We start from the raw sequence: 22798 nt of genomic DNA, 5'->3' as shown, positions 1-22798 counted from the left end.
TCCATTGATGGATATGAATAAGGAGGAGACGATGGTGCTAATAACTGAGTGTGCAGAGAGCCAGGAGACGCGCGTTTTGCCGCTCCTTACTCCCAAAACACGCGCCAAACATGATCTTTCTAAGCGTGCCGATAATATCCCAACCTTCTATGCCGAAATGGATGGCGAGGAGTTGGATCGTCGTATCGCAGCGGCACGAGCCACTCTGGGCGAACGGCTGGTGATCCTGGGCCACCACTATCAGCGTGACGAAATCATCAAATACGCCGATTATCGCGGCGACTCGTTCAAGCTGGCACAACTGGCGGCGGGACGGAAAGCGGCCGATTATATTGTTTTCTGCGGCGTTCACTTTATGGCCGAGAGCGCAGATGTCCTCAGCGCCCCACATCAGAAAGTGATCCTGCCCAATCCAGCAGCTGGCTGCTCAATGGCGGATATGGCGAATATCGCCGAGGTCGAGGAGTGCTGGGATACGCTCACTGAATTGCTGGGAGAGGATGCTGGTATTATCCCGGTCACGTATATGAACTCGGCAGCCAACCTGAAGGCTTTCTGTGGGCGCAATGGCGGCGTTGTCTGCACATCGTCCAATGCGCCTAAAGTCATCGATTGGGCCTTCAAACAGGGAAAACGCGTCCTCTTCTTCCCTGATGAGCATCTTGGTCGTAACACTGGCCTGCGCTATGGGATTCGTGAAGATCAGATGACGGTCTGGAATCCGAAAGATCCGATGTCTTCAGAGAACGCTGAAGAGGAGATCGAACGTGCGCGCATCATCCTCTGGAAAGGCTACTGCACAACGCACATGCGCTTCAACGTGCAGCAGATCGAGAAAGCGCGCGCTGAGTATCCCGATATCAAGATCCTGGTCCATCCAGAGTGCCGCCGCGAGGTGGTAGACGCTGCCGATCTGTTTGGCTCAACTGAGTATATCATCCAGCAGATCGAGCATGCCCCCGCCGGGACCAAATGGGGCGTCGCGACCGAGATCAACCTGGTGCACCGCCTGGCGAAGGAGCATCCCGAACAGTTCATTTTCTGCCTTGATCCGATTGTCTGCCCCTGTTCCACCATGTACCGTATTCACCCGGCATATCTGGCCTGGGTGCTGGAGGCGCTGGTGGATGGAGAGGTGATCAATCAGGTCAGCGTCGATGAAGAGACCGTCCACTGGGCTCGTGTAGCTCTGGAGCGCATGCTGGCCCTGGCCGCATAACCCCAGGATATGCGGCCAAAGAAAAGCGCGGATACCGTATATGGTGTCCGCGCTTTTCTTTGCAATTCGCTGACCTTTGAACTACCCGTGATAGTGTCTTTTGGCTGACTTGTTGGCAGAAGACCTCAGTGTGTTGTATTGTGGAGGCGAAAAGCTTTGACGATTGATAGTCAACTAGCAAGAAGGAGATTTACCAATGAGTGATGCAATAGAGGTTCAAGAAGAGCAAGCGGCTCCTGATTTTACGCTGCCAGCCATAGGAGACGATGAGGTCGTAAAAAACAATCAGGTTCATCTGGCGGATTTGAAGGGAAAAATTACGGTTTTGTACTTTTATCCAAAAGACGACACTCCCGGCTGCACGACTGAAGCGTGTTCATTCCGCGATGCCAATCATATCATGCAGCAGCATGGCATCGTGGTCTTAGGGATCAGCAAAGATAGCGTCGCCTCGCACAAGAAGTTTGCCGACAAGTTTAGCTTACCTTTTCCCCTGCTGTCCGATACCGACGCGCAGGTCGCCCAGCAATATGGCGTGTGGAAAGAGAAAAGCATGTACGGCAAAAAGTATATGGGCGTCAACCGGGAAACGTTCCTCATCGATAAAGATGGGATCGTGCGGAAGGTCTGGTCCAAAGTGAAACCTGAAGGACATGCCCAGGAAGTTTTGGATACCATCACTTCGTTAGGACTTTAAAGAACCTCGATCTTCTCTGATTCAGTAACTCTTCCGCAACATTCTGGCCGTAGTCCCTATCCGTCCGATGGACGGATAGGGCGCTCAGAGTGAGAGAAGCCAGGGAGTCACCTCTTTGCTTCATCGAGAGTGTAACTTCTTGGTCTCGCTCTCAAGCTCTTTATGCCTCAATAAGGAGTAATTAGTTCAGAAGGAGTGGCTCAACTGCGCTGATGATTGGGCCTACCTCCATGTGATCAGAGTTCAAGAGTACAATAATACTAACCTTCTGCGCAGGATATTGCCTGATCAGCGAACAAAAGCCCTGAGTTCCGCCTCCATGCATCCGAAATCCAGGGCCAAGAAACCAGCCATATCCATACTGCCATGACCTCCCCCATGCAGTGCCTTGCCCATGTGGGGTAAACATCAACTGCAACGTATGGGGAGAAACCAAGGGACATGCAAACAGTGCATCACACCACTTGTTGAGATCCAGTACCGTTGAGTACAACTCTCCTGGTGCCTCCTCAAACAAGCTCAAGCGGTCGTTGTCTGCATGGACAACCTCTCCATCCTCAACTGTATGACCATAGGCACGACCAAAATTAATCCAACGAGGCCGATCCAGGCCTGTATCGGTCATGTCTAGAGGCGCGAGGACATAGCGTTTCATCAATTCGTCAAACGACAGGCCCGTCACCCGTTCCAGAAGATAACCCATCAAAATGAAGCCAGTACTACTGTAACTCCATCCTTCGCCTGCCTGAAACAATTGGGGCAATTTGACTAGATATGAGAGCAGGCTTCCGCGTTCGTTTTTGAGTTTTTGCATCTCAAACCGCAGATTTGGGACATCATAAATATCTTGTAAACCGGACGTATGAGATAACAAATGATGAAGAGTGATGTTCTGATCGAGTACGACCAATTCAGGCAGATAACGGTACGGCTTTTCCTGAAGCGAAATCTGCCCATGTTCGGAGAGAACCAATGCTGCCATTGCGATAAACATCTTGGTCACCGAAGCGATATGAAATTTGGTTTCAATGACGTTGGGAATATTCAATTGCCTGTTTGCAAATCCATACGCTTTTTCAAATACTATGTGTCCGTCCTGAGAAATGAGAAGCGCTCCACTCAGACAATGCTCTTTCTCTACCTGTTCAAGTGCCAATGTCAGGCTTGTTTCATTGATCATACAATACCTCCAACAGGTGAATAGGCAACGATCAGAATGATCTTCTCCAATTGTACCAATGAATCCTGACATCTTGTGTCAAGAAGACTGCAACAGAGCGGGACAAGCTCAGTTTCTTTACCTCCTCCAGATGAGCAAGGAATGACATTACCAAAAAAGCACCGCTGCAAACGACGGCCTATGCGTTACCAGTGCCTCATCCACTCGTCATCATAATCGGCAACAACATTAAGGGGATGAGATCAGAGATTACAAATGAGTAATCGTCAGATCGCGCCAAGTGAACTCAAAATTTGTCCTTTGACCACTGCGAAAGAAATCGATGATCGTGCGTGCTGCCAGCGACGCCATCATCAGCGCAAATGGGCGCGTCAAAGGGTAATCGCAGGGGTCGCCAGGAACTTCCTGTGGCACCTGATACTGCGGCTCCCATAGCCCGTTGCCATAGAGTCCATTGGCGCTAAACCCGATATGCAAACAGGGAATACGTTGCGTACGAGTTGTCTCACTGATCGCTGCTCGTCCCGCCCGATTGTCAAAGGCATCGACAACTAGATCGCTCTTTTGCAACAACGCCTGTGCGTTTGCCACTGTTAGCTCCACCACCACCGGCTCTATTTTTGTCTGCACCGCTCGATAGAACGTATTCGCCAGCGCGCGAGCCTTTGGTGCTCCAACCTCCGCGCGACTATATGGCTGAGTCGAAAGATTGCGCATCTCCACCCGATCTTTATCGATCAGCTTGATGCGCATAAACCCCATACGAGCCAGCGTTTCGGTCAGATTTCCTCCTAATGCGCCCGCTCCACAAATCGTGATCTGCTTCTCCACAAATGGGGCCAGCGATATATGCCGCTCCTCATGAAAAAAGGGGCTATTGGGATTCAAATTGGGTTGTGTCATATGCTTTTCTCACTGCTTTCTTCAAATGGCATGCTTAACGAATTATGAGCCATCTTTCCGCTTTTGGGATTCGTCGGTGTATTACATAAGTAGAGCAATCTCTCTGCTCAGAAACAGATATGCAACGCTTTTCTTTTATCATGAATGAGAAAGGGATAGCTAGCCCGTTATGAAAACAAAAACAAAACAGCTCACGCAACAGGTACGTGATGCACTGCTTGCCTGCTCGAATAAAGTCTTGCTAGAAACCATCATAGAGTGGCTCGACCGCGCCGACGAATACTTTCAGTACGCCGATTGGAGCAACCATTTTCGCTACACATTGGGCTATCAGGTCGCATCAGATACCACAGAGGCTGTCTATGCCTCATTTGAGGAACTCGAAGCCGCCGAGCCTAACTTCATGGGCATTACCTGGATTGTTCCCGATGCAGAGACGCTTCGGAACATCCTCACTTCCTTCTCGATAGAAGATTTCTATCATAACGTGATTCCATTAGCTGGATACGCACTCCACGATAGCGCATACGAACAGAAATGGGGCCACACCCCCTCCAGCTTTAGCGATGGTTACGATTTTATGCGCTCGCTAGCAGTTCATCTACACGAAAAAACTTATCGCAAACCAGAACGTGGACAGATCGTATTTTTGCCGGATGTCGCCCGCAAACGCAAGAGCACGGGTACGTCCACGCCCGTTTTCGCACGCGGCACACCATCTGAGGCTGTTATTCCCAGGGAACATCCGTCATCACATTCACCAGACTGGTCAGATCAAAATCTTGATCTCGATCGCTGAGACAGATCCCGCTGGACACAACATTCAGGCGTGGATCGATGGTCGAGCGATAGCGTCTGGTCTGGCCCTGCTCGCTCCACTCAACAACAAGATGCCCAGGAGAACCATCGGTATTTGTGATCTCGCTGTAGCTATGCAGAACCGCATCAGCCTTCGCCAGAGCATGTCGCAAACGCTGTTCCAGCTGGCTATTCAACGCCTGCCGCCGCAACCACTCTCGCTGCTGTTGATGGCTCTGCTGCTGCTGCGCAGCCCGCTGTTGGCGTTCTATCGTAGAACCTTCACCTGCCAGAGTTGTCTCGATATGATGCAGTTGCCAGAACAGCAGAGCAAGGCGTTCAGAACCTGCCAATCCAGGGAGGAAACGTTCAAGTTTATCGATATTAGCAGCGGTATCACGGAGCCACTCGGCATGCGTGGGATCGGCCAGCACATCAGGACCATCAAACCAGAGATTGTGGCCCTCCACACGCACGATCACGCGCTCAAACTGTTCCGCTCCATTGGTTGGATCGCACAAAAAGACGGGCAATGGCTCAGCCCGAAAGCCGAAACGCTGGCGGGCATCGCTATCATTGAATGGCACAGCCCACCACATGCCCGGCTGCTTTGGATTGGTATCAGGCCAGAGCAGAACAACCCGCAGCGCGGGGAACAGTTCCAGATAGCCGCCACGCTCCCAGGGCAGCGCCTCCTCAAGCACCTCCGCCTCTCGCTCGTTGATCGGACGGAAACGGCCCCAGCCGACAAACTCGCGCGTGGGATAGAATTCATGCACCATGCCACCAAGCCGGGTCCGAATACGGCCACCAGGAAGCAGGGGAGCAACTATTTCTCGCTGCAACAGCGTCCTACTCTGGTTATTCAAACGAGCAATCAGCGCCCGTGCATCAACCTTTGGCTTCTGCTCTCTCGTCATCGCACTCTGCTCTCCTCGTTTCTATCCTTAGAATTAACATATACTTTACTCCTGGCCAACATAAAAAATGGCTTGTCTATGATGGTTGCTGGCTAAAGCACTTGATCAGTGGCCAAAATAGTGTATACTCATTTATAACACAACTTCATAGATAGCTCCGGGTAACTGGCGAGACGGTGGAAGCAACCACAGGGGAGCCTGGAGCGAGATTCACAAAGCAGTCGTTCGCCTGGGCTGGAATAGTCATCGGTCTGTATCACATTCTGTTGCTATTCGAGAAAAGGAGCGAACGGTTATGCCAACAACCACACAGGAACAATCCCTGCTTATCCGCTATCTCAATACCCTGAACGGTATCTCTCCCAGTTCGGCTGCTGCCGCTTTCTATGCTTCACTAGATCAGATCAATACGGTCTCACCGTCCATCAGCACAGCTATCATCAAGGAACTACGGGACCAGCGCAGCAACCTGAAGCTGATCGCCAGCGAGAACTATAGCTCTCTGGCAACTCAACTGGCAGGGGCGAACCTGCTTACTGACAAATACGCCGAAGGCTATGCTCACCATCGTTTCTACGCCGGGTGCGACAACGTCGATGCCATCGAAGAAGAGGCGGGACAGCTTGCGTGCAAGCTCTTTGGCGCTGAGCATGCCTATGTCCAGCCACATTCGGGTGCCGATGCCAACCTGGTTGCTTTCCTGGCGGTCCTTTCCGCAAAGGTGCAACGCCCGCTCTTAACCGAACTGGGGCTAGAAGATCCCTCGAAGGTTTCGCGCGAAGATTGGGCAAAGGTACGGGCGGCGGTTCACAATCAGCGCTTGCTCTCCCTTGATTACTATTCGGGAGGCCATCTCACGCACGGCTATAGACACAACATCTCAAGCCACCTGTTCGATGTGTATACCTACAGCGTTGAGCCTGATACCTACCGCATCGACCTGGACAATCTGCGTCGCCAGCTGCATGAGATCCGCCCCTTGATCCTACTGGCTGGCTATAGCGCGTATCCTCGCAAGCTGAACTTTGCGAAAATGCGCGAAATGGCCGATGAGGTTGGGGCAGTCCTAATGGTCGATATGGCACACTTTGCCGGTCTGGTCGCAGGCAAAGTCTTCACGGGCGACTACGATCCGGTTCCACACGCCCATATCGTCACATCAACGACCCATAAAACCCTGCGCGGGCCTCGTGGTGGACTGGTTCTGTGCAAAGAGGAACTGGCCGAGTGGGTGGACAAAGGGTGCCCAGCGATGCTGGGTGGACCGCTGCCCCACATTCTGGCGGCAAAAGCGGTTGCCTTCCGCGAAGCGCTGACCCCCGAATTCGAGACCTACGCACACAAGATCGTTGAAAATGCCCAGGCGCTCGCTCAGGCATGTCTCGACGAATCGCTCCAGGTCTTGACGAACGGCACAGATAACCATCTACTCCTGCTCGATGTGGCAAAAACCTATGGCTTGACCGGGCGGCAAGCGGAATCAGCACTGCGCGCCTGCTCAATTACGCTCAATCGCAACTCGCTCCCCTTCGACGCCAACGGTCCCTGGTACACGAGCGGATTGCGCCTGGGAACACCTGCCACTACGACGCTTGGCATGGGCACGGAAGAAATGAAAGAGATCGCAAGCATCATCAAGCTGGTCCTCTCTCACACCACCCCGACAAGCACGGCAGGCAAACAGAGCCGCGCCAAATATAACTTGAGCGCCAACGTCATTGCAGAGGCCCAGCAACGCATCAGTGCTCTGCTCAGCCACTATATCCTTTACCCTGAACTGGACCTGGAACTGCTGCTCTCCTCTGTACAAGAGACCGCGCAGCGCTAATATACGTGAAGATCTCCTGTAGGGATAGCTACAGGAGATCTCCTCTATTCAACTGACATGATCCGTTGTGGACGCTCGGGTAGCGGGTACTGCATGATCAGATCCACCATCTCGGCCCGACTCGGCATGGCCATGAGCGGAAGAATATTGACCACACTGTACTGGTCGCCGCGAAACTGATAGCGCATCACCTCAATACCCTGCTTCTGCAACCCGGCCATAAAGCTCGGATTAGAGCCGTCAACCTGCACAATAATCACGCTCGGGGCGACGTGCATCTCTTTCACATACTCTGCATAGGCGTTGTGGAAGAGCGGCGGCGTATTCTCACCCTCATCGGTGACGATGACGATCTGCTCAGCGACAAATTTATCTTTGAGCATTTTCGCCAACGCCGCGCCAATCGAGGTGCTGCCATCGGCTTTGATCAGCTTGAATGCCTTTTCCCAGTCGCTCAACGCTGGACGATCTTTGCCCTTGACGCTTGCTTTCACCTCGAACGCCGCCGAATCAAAGGCATAGACACGAAATTCTGCGTTAATCACGGCACCCACCAGAGCAGCAAGCTGCTTTGCTACCTCGACAGCCTTCGTCATCGAGCTACTCTTGTCCACAAAGAGCGCGGTTGGCCGCTTGATTTCGACTCGGGATGCGACGCGCTGATCGGTTACATCGGTCAACAACTGCTCAGTCTCCTCATCGAGTTGAGCAGCTTCGATGGCTTTCTTGGCCTTCAACGTGGACACGCGCTTGTCGCTGGCAGAAGCAGTGATCTTTTGATCGATCAGCGCCTTCACCTCTTTGTCGTCCAGCGCGCCCCGACGCTTGAGCATTGCCATGTTATTGATGACTTCCTGCGGAGACATCGCGTTAATCAGAGCCACCAGCAGTGCTGGCGTCACATGCTTGATTGCACCTACCGCAGTGGTGTAGGGAATCTTCTGCTCTAGAATGAGGAGCGCCTGCTCCTCGGCGGTCTCTGCCTTCGCCAACTGCTTGAGGGCGGCCAACGGACTATCCGCCGGTGGCTGCTCATCAAAGAGAATCGCCTGAGCGCGCGGACCCGGCTTAATGCGCAGGCTGGCGTAGAGATGCTTGAGATCGTTGCGTGCGCGCAATGCGGCCCCGTCAAACTGCCGAATATTCTGTTCACGCGTCTTGAGATAACGCGTGATAGCGCTCCTCAACGAACGCGGCGTCTTGCCAATCACCTGCTTGCTATGATCCAGGACGCGAGCAACCTCATATGGTGCGAGCTGCTGAAGCAACATCCAGGCTGCACCACGCAACTCCTCGTGGTCGCTGGTGGCGAGATGGGCCACAAAGAGCAATTTGTGGTCCCTCACCTCTCCCTTCTCAAAGTACCAGGGAGCAAGATGGCCGTAGAAAAGCGGATCTCGCTCCAAAGCACCGGTATGCAACGGTGCCAGCTCTTCCAGCTTGCGATGCGGCGTGGTCAGGAAGGAGTTGAGGATCTGCACGCGCACATCCTGTTCGTCATTTTGAGTCATCCTGTACTTCTCCTTCTCTCATATTATTTGCAACAATCCTCTTGCTCCGAGTCGGCTGATGGCAACCGCGACTGCTGGGCGACTGCTTGCTAACTGCTCCGCGAGGACATCCAGCGAGTGCTGCGTTTGCCAGAGAGCAAGCAAGCGCCGATCAAAATCTATCTGACTAAATTCTTTTACCAGGATCGCCTGAAGACGCGCGATGGCATCTTCGTTGCGTGCTGTGGCGAAAAACTCGCCTCCGGTTGCCTGGCTGATCCGCGTAAACGAGTCATTCGCCTCTTGCCTCATGCCAAGCGCATAGATCGTAATGCTTGCTTCCTCTGCGGCGGCAGTGACGCTCTCAATAGTCTCCCCACAAGGACACCCTTTCGCGAAACTATCGCCTTTGGTCCCCACACCATGCGGTGGCGCATCTCCCACCAGCACCAGAAGACGCCGCGCATGCTCTCGCCACTCTAATTCGCGGCATGCCCCCAGGATGCCATCAAACACCGCTTCTGGCAGATCTCCACCGCCACCGAGCCCCAACTCATTGATCATACGTTGCGCATCCTTCATTTTGCCGGTAAAGGGATGCACATTGTAAACAAAGGAGCGCTCCTGGGGCGGATGATCGCGATATTCCACAACTCCAAGCCGCATATCTATAGCAACCTGGGCCGTTTGAGTCAAGCGGGTCAGCATCGCGACCATCTGATCTTTCGCCGTCTCGATTAATCCGCTCATACTGCCTGTCGTATCCACCACAAACGCCAGGTCGAGCGCGTTGATTGCCTCTAGCTCTTTCATACGTGTGCTACCTGCCTTTCGGGGAGTGGATACTCCAGAATTTCGTCAATCAGTTCGGCTCGCGATGGACGACTGAGCAAGGGAATGAGGTTGCTCAGCGCGTAGTAATCGCCCTGAAAATGGAAGACATTCACGACAACGCCCAGCGCTTTGCCGGCCACCTCTATCTTCTCGCTGGTCTGCCCCACCTTCACCAGAATGATCTCCGGCTTCACAAACATCTGCTCAACATACGCCGTGTACGCATCTCTGAACAATGGCGCATGGTTCTCGTTAGCATCGGTGACAATGATAATCTGCTCAACGCGTTGCTTCTCCTGCATCATCGCCTGTAAAGCGACCCCACAGGATGTTGCGCCTCGCGCGTACACGCTCAACATTGCCTGCTCCCAATCGGCCAGTGTCTTGCCCTGTGCCTGAACAGCATATGCCTGAGTATCAAACGCATAGGTGAGCAAATCGCGCTCGCAAATGAGCGAGAGCATCGCTCCAATCTGACGTCCCAGATCGATAGCCTCATGCATAGACGAAGATTTATCGATCAATAGGGCGGTCGGTCGTGTGATCCTTCCTTGCTTCTTCACCTGCGCCTCGGTCACGGCTTCAAGCTGCCGGGCAATCTCGCCGGAGAGTTCCGCTGCTTCCGCAGCAACTCTGGCTTTGAAGGCTGAAACGCGTTTGTCGCTCTGCGCCTCCTGCAATTTGCGCTCGACCAGCGCCTTCATTTCCCGATCATCCATGACGCCACGCCGCTTGAGTGCCGCCATGTTGTTAATGACCTCCTGGGGCGTCATGGCATTGATCAGCGTCGTCAACAGTGCAGGCGTGATCTCTTTCAGCGCTCCAACCGCTGTTGTATATGGGATTTTATGCTTCAGGATGATCTGTGCCTGTTCTTCTGCATCCTTTGCCTTCGCCAGTTGCTTGAGGGCGGCCAATGGACTATCCGCTGGTGGCTGCTCATCAAAGAGAATCGCCTGAGCGCGTGGACCCGGCTTGATGCGCAGGCTGGCGTAGAGATGCTTAAGATCATCACGCGCACGCAACGCGGCCCCGTCAAACTGCCGAATATTCTGTTCACGCGTCTTGAGATAGTGCGCGATGGCACTTTTGAGCGAGCGCGGCGCTTTCCCAATCACCTGCTTGCTATGGTCGAGGACGCGTGCAACCTCGTAAGGTGCCAGGTTTTGCAGCAGCATCCAGGCCGCACCGCGAAACTCTGGATAGGCGCTGGTCATCAGGTGCGCAATAAACAACACTTTATGGTCGCGCACGCTGCCTTTCTCAAAGTACCAACCAGCCAGGTGGCCATAAAAAAGCGGATCACGCTCCAATGCGCTGTTATGCAGAGGGGCAAGCTCCTCGAAGCGGCGATGAGGGGTGGTCAAAAAAGAATCGAGGATCTGAACACGTACATCCTGCTCGTGGCTCTGAGTCATGATTTCTACCTCTTTCTTTTCGTTAGAGTACATTACCAATACCATGTCCCCCACCTTCTGGCAATGTACGAGTTCACAGATGAGGTCATTTTAGGGCAAAATAATGCCCTGTACGAGTTCAAGGAGCCGTTTACTCCCGCACGAGACGCGGGAGGTTGGGATCGAACCAACTGCTTTCGCTTTGGAGACGAAATCAATCCAAGTTTGTAGGCTCTTCAAGTTAGAGTACAGGGCAAATATACTTGCTTGGGTATCAAAAATCAAAGCCGGGACGCGCGAGTTAAAAGAGCTGTAAAAACAAGTGCTCTACCATTGAGCTACAGCCCCATGAATGGAGCTGGTGAGATTCGAACTCACAACCTCTGGATTAGTAGTCCAAAAAGTTTGTAAGCTCTCCAGGTTAGAGCGCGTCCCAGCATAATTGTTTTTTATGAAAACGTTTTATTCAGGGCTTGATCAAGGCGCACAAGTTCAATGAGCTGTAAAAACATAACTGGCGCTCTACCATTGAGCTAATCCCCGATTGTTAAGGATGGGAGAATTGAACTCCCAACATCCAGATCCCAAAAGTTTGTAAGCTCACTCGGTCAGGGTGCGCCCTGGCACTATGCTTTTTTACATATATAGAGATAAGAGAGCCTGAGACGCGCGAGTCGAAGGAGCGGAGAAAAACTAATCGCTTTTGACCACTAAGCTACTTCTCCAATAAGCGGAGAACGGAGAAGACGAGATTCGAACTCGCGTAACCTTTCGGTTAATTAGTATGTAAGCTCTTCCCGTGAGAGCGCGTCCCAGGTGGTTGCTCTTGTATTAGCCGTAGATGGCCTCTGGACGCACGATGATCGCGTTGCTGGTGCGAATAATGACGTGATCGTCCAGATGGCTAGCAGGGAGATCAAAGTGGCTGACAATTGCCTGCCTGATCTGGGAGTCGGTAGCCTGGGTAGCCAGATGCAGCATAGCAGCTGTCAACTCTTCGCTGCGTCCATCGAAGCGCACATGTATGGTCTGGTTTATCAGCTGTGTCATTGCTACACCTCCCAGCGTGTACGTTTGTAGAGTATATTTGATAGAGTATAGTTGCAAGGGTACACGTCTCTGCACTTACATTCCTATGTATCTTTGCTGTTTGTCAAGTTCCACTGTTGATAGTGTACTCGCATCTTTGCGCTTTGTCAAGTGTTTTTCGACAAATTTTTTATTGTATGCCAGAATCTGCTAGTTTGGGAAAGGAGATGAATAAGATGAGCAACATCACACAAACCCCCTGTGACAAAGGAGTGCTCAGCGTAACTCCACCTACGGCTTCCGGGCGACCTCCCTCCGGGATGTGGGTACTGGTCGCAACGATTCTTGGGTCGAGCATGGCGTTTATCGATGGCTCGGTCGTCAATGTTGCCTTACCTGTATTGCAGGTAGATTTGAACGCCACCGCCGCAGATGTGCAGTGGGTTGTGGAGGCATATCTGCTCCTGTTGGCATCGCTGGTACTACTTGGCGGCACACTCGGCGACCATTTTGGGCGGCGACGTATCTTTGCCATCGGTATTGCTCTTTTTAGCCTGGCATCGGTCTGGTGTGGCCTTTCGCCCAATATCGATTCGTTAATTCTTGCGCGTGCAGTTCAGGGCATCGGTGCCGCTCTGCTGGTGCCGGGCAGTCTGGCAATTATCAGCGCCTCCTTCAATACCAATCAGCGTGGCCGGGCCATTGGCACTTGGTCGGGCTTCACCTCTATTACCTCCGCTATTGGCCCTGTGCTGGGAGGAGGACTGGTGCAGTATGCCTCGTGGCGCTGGGTCTTTTTCCTCAACGTCCCGCTTGCTGCGATCGTGCTGGTAATCCTTTTCTTGCACGTACCTGAGAGCCGGGACGAAACAGTTCGCGGTGGACTCGACTGGCGAGGTGCCCTGCTTGCCACCATCGGACTCGGCGCTATCGTCTACGCTTTAATTGAGGCGGGTTCGCTCGGTATCCTGCATCCACTGGTCTTGAGTATCCTGGCTATTGGGGTCATCATTTTTGTGGCCTTCATTCTATTGGAAGCGCGCATCCCCAACCCGATGATCCCACTCACGCTTTTTCGCTCATCCTCTTTCAGCGGGGCCAATCTGCTAACGCTGCTGTTATATGCCGCTATGAACGGGATCACCTTCTACTTGCCCTTCAATCTGATTCAGGTCCAGGGATATCCTCCTACATTGGCGGGTCTGGCCCTCCTCCCATTTGTCTTGATTATGTTCTCGCTCTCCCGCTGGGCTGGCGGGCTGGTGGACCATTATGGAGCCAGACTGCCTCTCGTTGTTGGGCCAGTAATTGCCGCTATCGGCTTTGCTTTGTTCGCCGTGCCGGGCATCGGAGGAACATACTGGCTCACATTTTTCCCTGCCGTACTAGTCATGGGCTTAGGCATGACGATCACTGTCGCGCCTCTGACAACGGTTGTAATGGGATCGGTAGCAGAGCGGCACGCAGGCATCGCATCGGGCATCAACAATGCGGTGGCGCGTACAGCTGGCTTGCTTGCAATCGCTGTTCTGGGTATAGTAGTGGTGGCGAGCTTTCAGAACAACCTTATGTCCCAGTTGGCACATTTGCCGCTCCCGGCCTCTGTTCAGCAGGCAATTGCAGCGCAGGGACACAAGCTGGCTGCGATCCAGCTCCCTGGAGGGATCAACGGTGAAGCGCGCATGCAGATCAAACAGGCCATTGACGAGGCGTTTGTGGCAAGCTTTCGCCTTGCGGCCCTGATCTGTTCAATACTGGGCTTGCTTGGTGCCTGCTGCTCCTGGTTCATGATTCAGGATACTCGCAAAGCCACAACTGGTAAGACCGGGCAAAAGCAACAAACTTCTCACGAAGAAACCATTGATAAATAGCACTCTATGAAATTTGAGGAGCCTAGATATTTATGAATCCATTTGACAAGATAAAAGCTGCACGTTCGTCGTTCCCCGAAGTGGATTTGACCCGAGGCCGCAGTATTGCCTATTCGCGCAGTACGACGTGCCGTATCATGGAACTTATCGATGGCAACGGGCAAGGGAACGTGCATGGTGGCACAATTATGCGCATGGTTGATGAAGCTGCTGGAGTTGTGGCAATGAAGCACAGCCAGCGACCATGCGTCACCGCCAGAGTTGATCGCTTTGACTTTCTCGCCCCCGCCTATATCGGGAATATGGTCTCTGTCAATTGCGCATTAAATTACGTTGGTCGCACCAGCATGGAGGTTGGCGTTGAAGTGATCGCCGAAGACCTGATCACTGGTGAGCTTCGTCATATCGCCAGTAGCTCAATTATCTATGTCGCCCTCAACGAGCAGGGCAAGCCAACGCCTGTGCCTCCTCTGGCTCCAGCCGATCAGGAGGAGGCCGAACGCATCGAGCAGGCGAGCATCCGGCGTCAACATATGCAAAAGCTGGATGAGGAGTTGGCGCAATGGCGAGCGCAAAACCTTGCGAAAAAGATACCATAGGCTGCTTCCTTTCCGCTTTTGGGAATTTGACCGGTATTTCTTCTCTTAGAGACACATTTTCGTCTGCTAAGAGGAGAGATAATGTCACCTAAGTTCATTTCTTTTGCCCTGTCTAAAGAGCAAATTTGCGAGTTTCTGGGACTAACAAAGGCAACAAAAATAAAGAAAACGACGCTTGTCGAGCAGTTGCTCGCACGAATAGAAACCAATGCCGATGAAAAGGCTCGCCTACTGGAAACGTTTCTGTACGAACTGGCGGTCGAGCCTTTCGAGCTTGAGGAAATCCTGCACTGCACGCCTATCGAGCGAAGACGCTGGGTCAAAGAGGGGAAGTTACCCGTCCTCGAATATCGCACATTCAGGAAATCTGGTCACGATTTAGAGTATTCCGTGCATGATCGCCGCGAAATTTTACTGGTCTCCCAGGACGACATTCAACAGTGGAGGATAGTGCACCGAGACAAGGTACGCGTGAACAGACAGGCCGCTGCTCAGCTTGCACTGGAAAGCAGAAAAGTCAATCAACAGAGACGCCAGCAATTTTCACAGTCCTGGCAACAAACGATTGACGAGTGGAGGCAAAAGGGATCACCTGAACTGGCTCAAGTACTGATCCTCGCCTACTGGACAATCTGGGCCTCGCGCTGGGCAAAAGAGAACCAGATCAAAGCGACGAGAGGCATAAAACATGCTGAGTTGTATGCAAAGCGGCGAGACGAGTGGTACGAGCGGAAAAATCAGGCCATGTTTCTTTTAGCACAAACATCCTATGCGCGCCTCTCGTTTTATCGTCCACCCGATCCCGACAAACACCATCTCTGGCTCTGTCAGGAACATTATGAAGAGAAATATGAAGAATACTACGAGTCTATCTGGGAATATTACTATCAGAACACAAGAACCGTGAGGCAGTGTCCTCAGTGCAGCGTCAGTTACGAGAAAGATTATTACGCGCTCTATTACCTGGAAATCACAAGCGCTGTGTTTCCCGATCTGCGCTTCTCGTTCCACATGCCCTATCCAATCGGTCGTGCTAACTTACCGAAACCACAAAAGTTACCACATGTGGAGCATACAGAACAGGATGGCATGTTTCGTTTTGGCAGACCATTAGTAGACGACGAAAAGATTATATATCGTGAGCGCGACGTACAGGCAAAATTTGAGCAAGCTTTAGCAGAGGCAAAGCAACTCCCTTTTCTGCATAAAGCTCCCGCTGAAATAACTACAGTTCCCCAGGACAATATACCTGTGATGCCATGATTTAATGTATCGATACTGGTTTAGACCGCCAGATATTCTTTTGCCGAAGGAGCAACCACCGGGGCTGAAGGAGCAACCACCGATGCAGGCATGCTTGCAACAGTCTGTTCGGTGCAGCAGGTACACACAGTCTGCAAGACGGATTTCTGCGAGTAGCGCACAACTGCTGCATGATGGCTACATATGCTACGCTGGCATTTCGTGCAGGTCTGCGCGTCCCACCATTTCAGTGAGGCGTTACAATAGGCGCAAGTGCAATTGTGAAACAGCTTCATCGGGTCTCTCCTTCGCTCTGTACAGAGCCACAAGTTGTTTGCAACATCTCCGCGTTTCTACAGCCTGCTCAGTGCTGGCCTATGCATAACACGCCAGATGTGCAGAACATTGTCAGAGCCGGGACGAAATAGCTATATCACCTATCTCTTCCTGGTAAGGATATGCTAATATCTGACTCCTCCACTCAGATATTAGCATAGGCTAACATGCATCGTCAAGGGAAAACCCGAAGATTGAAAAAAGAGAATGTTTCCTCACAAAGAGAGGCCCAGGTGTTGCTCTGACCACGTAATATTCTCCACCAGCGAACGCTGCCCATCAACAACCAGAAGGGGTAAAGCTCGTTGGGTAGCTTCATGCGCCACATGATGGGCAAATGCAATATCGCGCTGCATCCAGTTGAGAAATGCCTGTTCGGGATCGCTACATGCTTTCACCACGTCTTTTGCCCACGTGCGCTGCCGATAGTGATGCATCTGAAATTCGCCAGTAGGCACGATCCAGATTGCCCGACGAGGATGAGAGAGGAGAGGATATACACACTCTGGCAGAAGCGCGGCCCCTTCAACGAGAACGGGCTGTGTGCGGGGATAGGCAAGCAGATCTTCCAGAATCAAGGGGAACTCCTCATGATAGAAGGCTATTTCTTCAGCAACCTGCTGCGCCACCAGGCGCATCCAGAGATCCTCGCTCGACAGATGGACCAGGCGATGAAATATCGGTTGCTGCTCGGCAGTGACGATCTTGCTATGCTCGTAAAACGCCTCATCACAGCGATAGAGAGCAAACCCATACTTTTTCACGAGCACATCGGCAATTGTGCTCTTGCCAGAACAGGGCGAGCCTCCTAGCCAGTAGACATTGGCAAAATTGTTAGCAGTTGCAGTATCGTGTATGGACATATGCTTCTCCCCAGTATGGTATACTCATTTTCTAGAATCTAGTCTAAGAGGTCTCTATGGCAAAAACACCACGAACACAGGCTATGAGGGCACTGGATGCCCGTAAAATCCCTTATCAGATCGATATCTTTCCCGATACTATCCACGACGCCGTGCAGGTCGCCGCCGCCATTGGCAAACCTGTCGATCAGGTTTTCAAGACGCTTGTCCTGTTACGCGAGGATGTGATCAACGCTCGTCCTCTGCTGGTGATGGTTCCCGCAAATCGCGAGATCGATGTGCGACTCTTAGCGCGCGAGCTAGGGGTGAAAAGCGTACGCATGGCTGGTCACGATCAGGCGGAGAAGCTCACAGGACTGAAAGTTGGCGGCATCTCTGCCCTGGCCCTGCTCAATCGCCCCTTCGATGTCTATCTCGACGATGCCGCCTTGCAGTACGAACAGATCCTTGTGAGCGGTGGACAGCGCGGCGTAGATCTGGAATTGCGCGTGAGCGACCTGCTTGCCGTTACGGGTGCACAAACCATCGTGGCCACGCGATCAAAGGAGTAGTGATGCTCACAGTTTGCCTTGTTTCAGCAATTTCTTGGCTGATGGACCTGACTGGATCTTGAAATGAAATCTGGTCGGGTTCTCCAGTACATCTCCAACCCATTGCTGATGATCCGGGTACGTGTAGCGAGGAAACTTCTTCAAGGTAAAATAGGCAATTTGATCCGTCTCATCGCTTGCCCCAGGCTTCCCTTTAACGATCTCACAGAGATACACAAACCTGAGCACAGCCCTGGCAAAATTGATATAGACGCCCGCCAATCTTTTGACCTGCACCTTGACCCGTGCCTCCTCTTTCACCTCACGCACAACGGCGCGACGCGGCTCCTCGCCTTTCTCTACTTTGCCGCCCGGCAAGTTCCACAGATCTACATCACTTCTATGACAGAGCATTATCCGTTGCTCCTCATCAAAAATAATAGCGAACGCTCCTATTTTGAAGTAGTGCCGAATGATTGCCAGGATCGAGAAATAGACTGTTTGTAGTATTTTTGACGCTTTCATAGCAGATATTATAACAGCCCTCTGCGACCCATAGACAACCAGCACGGCTTTTTGTGATAGGTCATTTGACACTTCTCTGTTGAGCTACTCTAGCGTACACTCCCTATAACATTGCAATCAATCTCAACTTATACGCATTTTAAAATCATCCAGCAATTTTTGATAAAAATATCTTCTATAGAAGAGAAGGAGCTTGAGATGTTGACACCATCTCTCTCATACTGTAATTGTTGCGGCTTGCCGAACTCTACAATACAAATTGGAGCTGATTGTCCACGCTGCGGCTATCCGGTCGATGCTCTCAAAGAAGAGCGTTTTCTACACCATGCGATCAGCGACCTTCAGAGGATCGTCACATACGGCGGCGCAAACCTGACCATCACACAGCTTATCCAACGCTATCAGGCTCGCCTGAGCGATTTAGAGCGACAAAAGGCACTGGCTCAGCAAAATAATAAAGAACTGGTCGCTGTCAATAATCAGAGCGAAACACCATCCCAATCACGGCCTCTCCATTCACAAACAGCGGCCATTCAAACTCCTCCTGCTGTTCCGGTCACTGCGCCTGTTGTGCCTGTCTTGCCAGCACAAAGCGGCCCCGAGCAAGCGGGCAAAATGTTTTCTCTGAAATCGTTTCTAGAAGATCAGACGATCAATATTGTTGCCTCTCTAGGAGCCTTTCTCATTCTCGTTGGCTCGTTGAGCTTTGTTGCCACGACCAGTGATCTCGTACTGGCTTTCTTGCTGATGTTTATTGTTCATGCGGTCTTCGGTGCCGTTGGAATCATTTCTTATCGCTTCCAGAGTTTTCGTATTGTGGCTGTCATCTACACCGCGATCTTTGCCCTACTGATACCGCTGGTGGGTTTCTCCGGGTATCGTCTGGTCACAGGCAATCTCGTGCATATCGAAACGCCGCTGCTGATCTCCATTGCGTCCATCTACGCAGCTCTCATCTATGGAGCGCTGGCCGTCTATCAGCGCTTCACCCCTTTCGCATACCTCGCTGTTGTGGCGCTGGCGATCGCCGATCTCGCCCTTGCCATCAATTTTCACCTGACGTTGTGGTGGTGGCCTTGCACGTTGATGGGGCTGGCCTTCCCTGCCCTGCTCAGCGTCTCCCATCAGTCACGTACGCGCTTCTTTGCCGGTTCCTGGTCCGTGTTGCGTGAACCCGTGCGCATGCTCATGTATAGCTGTATAGCGGTCTGTCTCTTCGGCATCATGGCAACTTCTCTTTTTTCTCTCTCGTCGGGTGTCACTGAGCACATAACAGAGGATCGCGTTGCACTGATGACGATGCTGCTGCTTTTACTCTGCTGGTCCTGTCTGTTCGTCTGGCGCACCCGGAAAGCTGGCGTTGCTCAAAGCACTACGCTCCAGTTTCTTGCATGCGCGCTCTCTGTCGCCTATACCTTCAATGCAAACGAGACAGGATATGTGTTTGTATTGATATGCATTGCTCTGCTCTATCATGGACTGGTACGTTTTGCCGAACGACAGCTACAACATTTCAAAGATATGACCTCATGGTTGGAGGCAATCGCCTTGCTTCTCGTGGCCCTGCTACCCCTGATCGCTTTCCCTGATCTGTTCTGGCAGATCTTCCTGGACAGCATGAATATACAGCAAACCTTCCTGTCGATGACGGGCAAAACCACTTTCGGTTTCCTGGCAATCGGCGCTGGCTGCGTTCTCACGCTAAGCGTCATCCAGCATCATACAAAGTGGCAGAACACGCTTGCAACGAATCAGACAGGATGGCCCTGGCTGCTCTTGCTCAGTGGTTTCCTGCTCAACGCTGCTTTTAGCGTGGCCGTTTTGTGGCTGCATCTGTGGCTTCACAATACGGTTATGTGGAGCTTTCGTAGTACGCCTGTATGGAGCTTTTTCGGTCTGGCCCTCGTATTGATTGCCCTCGCCGTCCTGGTACGCCAGAAAATGAGTGCTCGTTGGGCTGCACCGCTCGATGTGGTGGCGCTCTGTATCATAGGGGAAACGCTCGTGTTGGGGCTGGGTCAGAGTACGGAAGTTATCATTTTCCTCCTGTTCTTTTTCGCTGCACTTGTCTATGGCATAGCACTCTACCAGCGTCGAGCGATCCTGCTCGCCTTGCCGATGCTCCTGGCACTTCTGGCGCTATCACCGCTCCTACAACATCTTCCAGCGCTATACATAGTTGCGCTTGTGCTTCCTCTCCTCGCTGCACTGCAATATAGCTTCATTACTCATCACCTGTACGCTGATGCTCCAATGAAGACGAGCAAAATCAGCCGGATCAAGTGGGAGTGGCCGCTCCTGGTCGCGGGTATACTCTACGGATGTACTTTTGCGCTGTACGATGCTTTTGCACCTGTCAGTACAGTACAAAGCTGGTTACGAGTTGGCTTCCCCACCGGGATGGAGGTAGCGCTGATCGCTATTGTCTGGTATGCCGCCGCCGCTCTGACACGGCTCAAAGGGCTACTGCTCATTGCTGCTGGTTTTGCAGTGCTGGCTCTGCTCGTGCCGAACAATTCTTTCTGGTTCCTGACCTGGTTAGCCCCTATCCTGGCACTGCTGGCCTTTGGCGTGAACCGTCTGGCCGGGCGCGATTGGGCCTTGCCCTTTTATGCAACGGCGGTGATTGCAGCTATCATCATGGGCATCACTGGCTATACTCACGGCCTCTACCTTGCCACCACCTGGGCCTTGCTCGTCTTCGCTGTAGATCTCTACCTGATCGGCTACGCAGAACATGAACCGCTCCTCTTTTGGATTGCAGTTGTGTTTGCGTCCTCATCGATCTATTGCTCGGGAATGATCGGCGGTTTCTACCGTTTCTTCCCTCCCATCATGGCTCTCTCCTGCGCTACTCTCGGCATAGGTATCGGTTGCCTGAAATGGCTGGCTCCCACAAGATCCTCCCCCGCTCCATCTCACAGCCTCCTGGGGTACTCTTTGCCACTCTATGCCATCGCCTTTGTAGCAGCGGTTTTCACCGGCATCTACGGGCTGCTAGCCGGCGTCAATAATCCCTTTTATACGGCGATCCCCGATGCGCTGCTGATCTACGCGCTGGTCGCCTACATCATCACCTCTTTTGAGCGCAAACCGCTCTATCAATGGGTCGTCGCAGGATTTGCCATCTGGGGTATCCTCTCGGCAACGCAACTGATCACGGCGCCCGAGTACCTGCTGAATGGAATCTGCGCATCGGTGCAATGCGATATGCAGGCACAAAATGCCATCTACTACCTGACAGGCATAGCACTGGTAACAGGTATGCTTGGCCTGCTGACCCGCCTCTTCAATCGTGGCATACAGACAAAATTTGCCTGGAACTGGTCGTGGTATCTGTCCTCGCTGGTCGCCATTGTAACGACAGCAAGCTGGGGTTACGGATTGAAAGATCACGTTCCTTTCCTCGTCATTTTATGTGCGTTTATTCTGCTCTCTCTGCTCATTATGCTGGTTGAGCGCGTCCCGGAGATCGTTGTTGTGCCGGTTGCGCTGGCAGCCTGGGCCATCTCTCTCGTCCATTGGGATCTCTGGCAACAGATGGTCGGTTATACACTCCTCTGCATCCTCATCTTCAGTTCACAATTCGTGTGGAAGAAGTTACCACCAGCTTCTCTTATCGTATCGCCCGCAATGTTGCATCAATTGTCAGGGTTGGGCGGCCAGATCTGCGTGGTGCTGGCAATTATCGGACAGGGTGGTCTGTCTGCCTCCACAGGCCTGCTTGCTCACGTGGGCGCTAGTGCATTGCTGGTACTAGCGACCCTGCTCTTCTGGGCTGGGCGTCTACAGGTGCAAAGAACGACCCGCCGCTGGTGTGGATACATGACCGGGCTGCTTCTCGCACTGGTCGTCCCGTGGGAGCTATTAGCTTCAGGGCAGACACATCTCGATGTCCTCACTCTGGCACCAGCAAGTTACCTGATCGTCATCTCGCCGTTTTTGAGCCGAGACGAAACGTTGCCATATCACCACAGGATCGGGCAATGCTGTTCTGTACTAGGCGCAATACTGCTCTTAGCCCCCGCACTCTGGCTCAGTTTCAGTGCTGCAAATTTGCCGCCGACGCTGATTCTGGCAGGTGAGGCGCTCGTTCTGCTGTTGCTTGGCGTCGGTCTGCGCGTGCGCTTCTTCGTGCTGAGCGGAGCCGCGCTAGTGGTTGTGGCCGCAATGCATGCTCTCTTCCTCCCATCATTGGGGCTGCCACCATCTCTGGCCCTGACCATCTTAGGAGGCACGCTGCTGGCTATCGCAACGACGCTCAGTCTGGCGCGTCGTCGTTTGCGCACTGTCTGGACGCGCTTGCAATAGGCAGGAGAGAAAACCCGTAGATAGTACTGTGCCAGGACTGGACGTTGTGGTATGATGAGGGAGTACACCCGAAGTCATCTATAGCCGGATGTTCATCCATTTCTACCCCAGCGTTCATAGATGCTTCGATTACCAGAGGTAGAGCCGCACAATAACTGTGTAGCTCTCTCTGGATTTTCCGGTGTCGAAAAGCAAACCAGAAATAGCAAAGTAAGTAGGAGTTATT

19 protein-coding genes and 1 riboswitch are annotated in these 22798 nt (G+C 52.5%); of the genes, 9 read left to right on the top strand and 10 right to left on the bottom strand.

Going from position 1 to position 22798, the window contains the following annotated elements; all coding sequences use genetic code 11:
• Window positions 1–31 precede the first annotated feature (31 nt).
• On the top strand, window positions 32–1219 hold the full coding sequence (gene nadA, locus K3T83_RS31255; protein WP_220206837.1) for a quinolinate synthase NadA: 1188 nt from the start codon (window positions 32–34) through the stop codon (window positions 1217–1219).
• Between the two features lie 196 nt (window positions 1220–1415).
• Window positions 1416–1916, top strand: coding sequence for a thioredoxin-dependent thiol peroxidase (gene bcp / locus K3T83_RS31250; protein WP_220206836.1), 501 nt, complete (start codon window positions 1416–1418; stop codon window positions 1914–1916).
• A gap of 181 nt (window positions 1917–2097) precedes the next feature.
• Here bcp and K3T83_RS31245 read toward each other — a convergent pair whose 3' ends face one another.
• Together K3T83_RS31245 and K3T83_RS31240 are read right to left on the bottom strand one after the other, a co-directional pair.
• Window positions 2098–3096 (bottom strand): serine hydrolase domain-containing protein, encoded by a 999-nt coding sequence (locus K3T83_RS31245; RefSeq protein WP_220206835.1) that lies wholly within the window; start codon window positions 3094–3096, stop codon window positions 2098–2100.
• Between the two features lie 249 nt (window positions 3097–3345).
• Window positions 3346–3999: a HesA/MoeB/ThiF family protein gene (locus tag K3T83_RS31240; protein WP_220206834.1), complete on the bottom strand. Its 654-nt coding sequence runs from the start codon at window positions 3997–3999 to the stop codon at window positions 3346–3348.
• Between the two features lie 169 nt (window positions 4000–4168).
• Here K3T83_RS31240 and K3T83_RS31235 point away from each other — a divergent pair, with 169 nt between their 5' ends.
• On the top strand, window positions 4169–4798 hold the full coding sequence (locus K3T83_RS31235; protein ID WP_220206833.1) for a hypothetical protein: 630 nt from the start codon (window positions 4169–4171) through the stop codon (window positions 4796–4798).
• Here K3T83_RS31235 and K3T83_RS31230 read toward each other — a convergent pair.
• Entirely contained in the window at window positions 4728–5717 is a 990-nt protein-coding gene (locus tag K3T83_RS31230; protein ID WP_220206832.1) for a hypothetical protein, read from the bottom strand. The genes K3T83_RS31235 and K3T83_RS31230 overlap by 71 nt on opposite strands.
• Before the next feature lie 151 nt (window positions 5718–5868).
• A riboswitch (ZMP/ZTP riboswitch) is annotated at window positions 5869–5959 on the top strand.
• 53 nt (window positions 5960–6012) lie between these two features.
• Between K3T83_RS31230 and K3T83_RS31225 the strand changes: the two genes are divergently transcribed.
• Window positions 6013–7545 carry a glycine hydroxymethyltransferase gene (locus K3T83_RS31225; protein WP_220206831.1) on the top strand — a complete coding sequence of 511 codons (1533 nt, stop codon included), beginning with the start codon at window positions 6013–6015 and terminating at the stop codon, window positions 7543–7545.
• A gap of 44 nt (window positions 7546–7589) precedes the next feature.
• Here the strand turns inward: K3T83_RS31225 and K3T83_RS31220 are convergent, their stop codons facing one another.
• From K3T83_RS31220 to K3T83_RS31205, 4 genes are all read right to left on the bottom strand, one after another.
• Complete coding sequence (locus K3T83_RS31220) at window positions 7590–9056, bottom strand: vWA domain-containing protein (RefSeq protein WP_220206830.1); 1467 nt, start codon at window positions 9054–9056, stop codon at window positions 7590–7592.
• Between the two features lie 18 nt (window positions 9057–9074).
• On the bottom strand, window positions 9075–9848 hold the full coding sequence (locus K3T83_RS31215) for a vWA domain-containing protein (protein ID WP_220206829.1): 774 nt from the start codon (window positions 9846–9848) through the stop codon (window positions 9075–9077).
• Complete coding sequence (locus K3T83_RS31210; RefSeq protein WP_220206828.1) at window positions 9845–11287, bottom strand: hypothetical protein; 1443 nt, start codon at window positions 11285–11287, stop codon at window positions 9845–9847. The genes K3T83_RS31215 and K3T83_RS31210 overlap by 4 nt, the downstream gene beginning before the upstream one ends.
• A gap of 810 nt (window positions 11288–12097) precedes the next feature.
• Window positions 12098–12316: a hypothetical protein gene (locus tag K3T83_RS31205; RefSeq protein WP_220206827.1), complete on the bottom strand. Its 219-nt coding sequence runs from the start codon at window positions 12314–12316 to the stop codon at window positions 12098–12100.
• Between the two features lie 215 nt (window positions 12317–12531).
• On the opposite strand from K3T83_RS31205, the gene K3T83_RS31200 reads away from it, so the two are divergent.
• From K3T83_RS31200 to K3T83_RS31190, 3 genes are all read left to right on the top strand, one after another.
• Window positions 12532–14166, top strand: coding sequence for an MFS transporter (locus K3T83_RS31200; protein WP_220206826.1), 1635 nt, complete (start codon window positions 12532–12534; stop codon window positions 14164–14166).
• A gap of 32 nt (window positions 14167–14198) precedes the next feature.
• Window positions 14199–14765, top strand: coding sequence for an acyl-CoA thioesterase (locus tag K3T83_RS31195; protein WP_220206825.1), 567 nt, complete (start codon window positions 14199–14201; stop codon window positions 14763–14765).
• Between the two features lie 81 nt (window positions 14766–14846).
• Window positions 14847–16028, top strand: coding sequence for a hypothetical protein (locus K3T83_RS31190; protein ID WP_220206824.1), 1182 nt, complete (start codon window positions 14847–14849; stop codon window positions 16026–16028).
• Between the two features lie 20 nt (window positions 16029–16048).
• Here K3T83_RS31190 and K3T83_RS31185 read toward each other — a convergent pair whose 3' ends face one another.
• Together K3T83_RS31185 and K3T83_RS31180 are read right to left on the bottom strand one after the other, a co-directional pair.
• Window positions 16049–16303, bottom strand: a complete 255-nt coding sequence (locus tag K3T83_RS31185) for a hypothetical protein (RefSeq protein WP_220206823.1) — start codon at window positions 16301–16303, stop codon at window positions 16049–16051.
• A 255-nt stretch (window positions 16304–16558) separates the two neighbouring features.
• Window positions 16559–17206: a DEAD/DEAH box helicase family protein gene (locus tag K3T83_RS31180; protein WP_220206822.1), complete on the bottom strand. Its 648-nt coding sequence runs from the start codon at window positions 17204–17206 to the stop codon at window positions 16559–16561.
• A 56-nt stretch (window positions 17207–17262) separates the two neighbouring features.
• On the opposite strand from K3T83_RS31180, the gene K3T83_RS31175 reads away from it, so the two are divergent.
• Window positions 17263–17757: a YbaK/EbsC family protein gene (locus tag K3T83_RS31175; protein WP_220206821.1), complete on the top strand. Its 495-nt coding sequence runs from the start codon at window positions 17263–17265 to the stop codon at window positions 17755–17757.
• Window positions 17758–17763: 6 nt separating this feature from the next.
• Here K3T83_RS31175 and K3T83_RS31170 read toward each other — a convergent pair whose 3' ends face one another.
• Window positions 17764–18261, bottom strand: coding sequence for an NUDIX hydrolase (locus tag K3T83_RS31170; RefSeq protein WP_268963487.1), 498 nt, complete (start codon window positions 18259–18261; stop codon window positions 17764–17766).
• A gap of 198 nt (window positions 18262–18459) precedes the next feature.
• Here K3T83_RS31170 and K3T83_RS31165 point away from each other — a divergent pair, with 198 nt between their 5' ends.
• Entirely contained in the window at window positions 18460–22572 is a 4113-nt protein-coding gene (locus tag K3T83_RS31165; protein WP_220206819.1) for a hypothetical protein, read from the top strand.
• Window positions 22573–22798: the final 226 nt, after the last annotated feature.

Source organism: Reticulibacter mediterranei (genome assembly GCF_016587455.1).
Note: the sequence above shows the minus strand (reverse complement) of the source record. Positions and strands in the feature narration are given on the sequence as shown.

Excerpts from the sequence above, each read along its gene's own strand:
- K3T83_RS31165 (WP_220206819.1), top strand. The coding sequence starts at position 18,460 with ATGTTGACACCATCTCTCTCATACTGTAATTGTTGCGGCTTGCCGAAC.
- K3T83_RS31245 (WP_220206835.1), bottom strand. The coding sequence starts at position 3,096 with ATGATCAATGAAACAAGCCTGACATTGGCACTTGAACAGGTAGAGAAA.
- K3T83_RS31230 (WP_220206832.1), bottom strand. The coding sequence starts at position 5,717 with ATGACGAGAGAGCAGAAGCCAAAGGTTGATGCACGGGCGCTGATTGCT.
- K3T83_RS31170 (WP_268963487.1), bottom strand. The coding sequence starts at position 18,261 with ATGAAAGCGTCAAAAATACTACAAACAGTCTATTTCTCGATCCTGGCA.
- K3T83_RS31220 (WP_220206830.1), bottom strand. The coding sequence starts at position 9,056 with ATGACTCAAAATGACGAACAGGATGTGCGCGTGCAGATCCTCAACTCC.
- K3T83_RS31205 (WP_220206827.1), bottom strand. The coding sequence starts at position 12,316 with ATGACACAGCTGATAAACCAGACCATACATGTGCGCTTCGATGGACGC.
- bcp (WP_220206836.1), top strand. The coding sequence starts at position 1,416 with ATGAGTGATGCAATAGAGGTTCAAGAAGAGCAAGCGGCTCCTGATTTT.
- K3T83_RS31190 (WP_220206824.1), top strand. The coding sequence starts at position 14,847 with ATGTCACCTAAGTTCATTTCTTTTGCCCTGTCTAAAGAGCAAATTTGC.
- K3T83_RS31200 (WP_220206826.1), top strand. The coding sequence starts at position 12,532 with ATGAGCAACATCACACAAACCCCCTGTGACAAAGGAGTGCTCAGCGTA.
- K3T83_RS31210 (WP_220206828.1), bottom strand. The coding sequence starts at position 11,287 with ATGACTCAGAGCCACGAGCAGGATGTACGTGTTCAGATCCTCGATTCT.
- K3T83_RS31225 (WP_220206831.1), top strand. The coding sequence starts at position 6,013 with ATGCCAACAACCACACAGGAACAATCCCTGCTTATCCGCTATCTCAAT.
- K3T83_RS31185 (WP_220206823.1), bottom strand. The coding sequence starts at position 16,303 with ATGAAGCTGTTTCACAATTGCACTTGCGCCTATTGTAACGCCTCACTG.
- K3T83_RS31215 (WP_220206829.1), bottom strand. The coding sequence starts at position 9,848 with ATGAAAGAGCTAGAGGCAATCAACGCGCTCGACCTGGCGTTTGTGGTG.
- K3T83_RS31180 (WP_220206822.1), bottom strand. The coding sequence starts at position 17,206 with ATGTCCATACACGATACTGCAACTGCTAACAATTTTGCCAATGTCTAC.
- K3T83_RS31195 (WP_220206825.1), top strand. The coding sequence starts at position 14,199 with ATGAATCCATTTGACAAGATAAAAGCTGCACGTTCGTCGTTCCCCGAA.
- K3T83_RS31175 (WP_220206821.1), top strand. The coding sequence starts at position 17,263 with ATGGCAAAAACACCACGAACACAGGCTATGAGGGCACTGGATGCCCGT.
- K3T83_RS31235 (WP_220206833.1), top strand. The coding sequence starts at position 4,169 with ATGAAAACAAAAACAAAACAGCTCACGCAACAGGTACGTGATGCACTG.
- nadA (WP_220206837.1), top strand. The coding sequence starts at position 32 with ATGGTGCTAATAACTGAGTGTGCAGAGAGCCAGGAGACGCGCGTTTTG.
- K3T83_RS31240 (WP_220206834.1), bottom strand. The coding sequence starts at position 3,999 with ATGACACAACCCAATTTGAATCCCAATAGCCCCTTTTTTCATGAGGAG.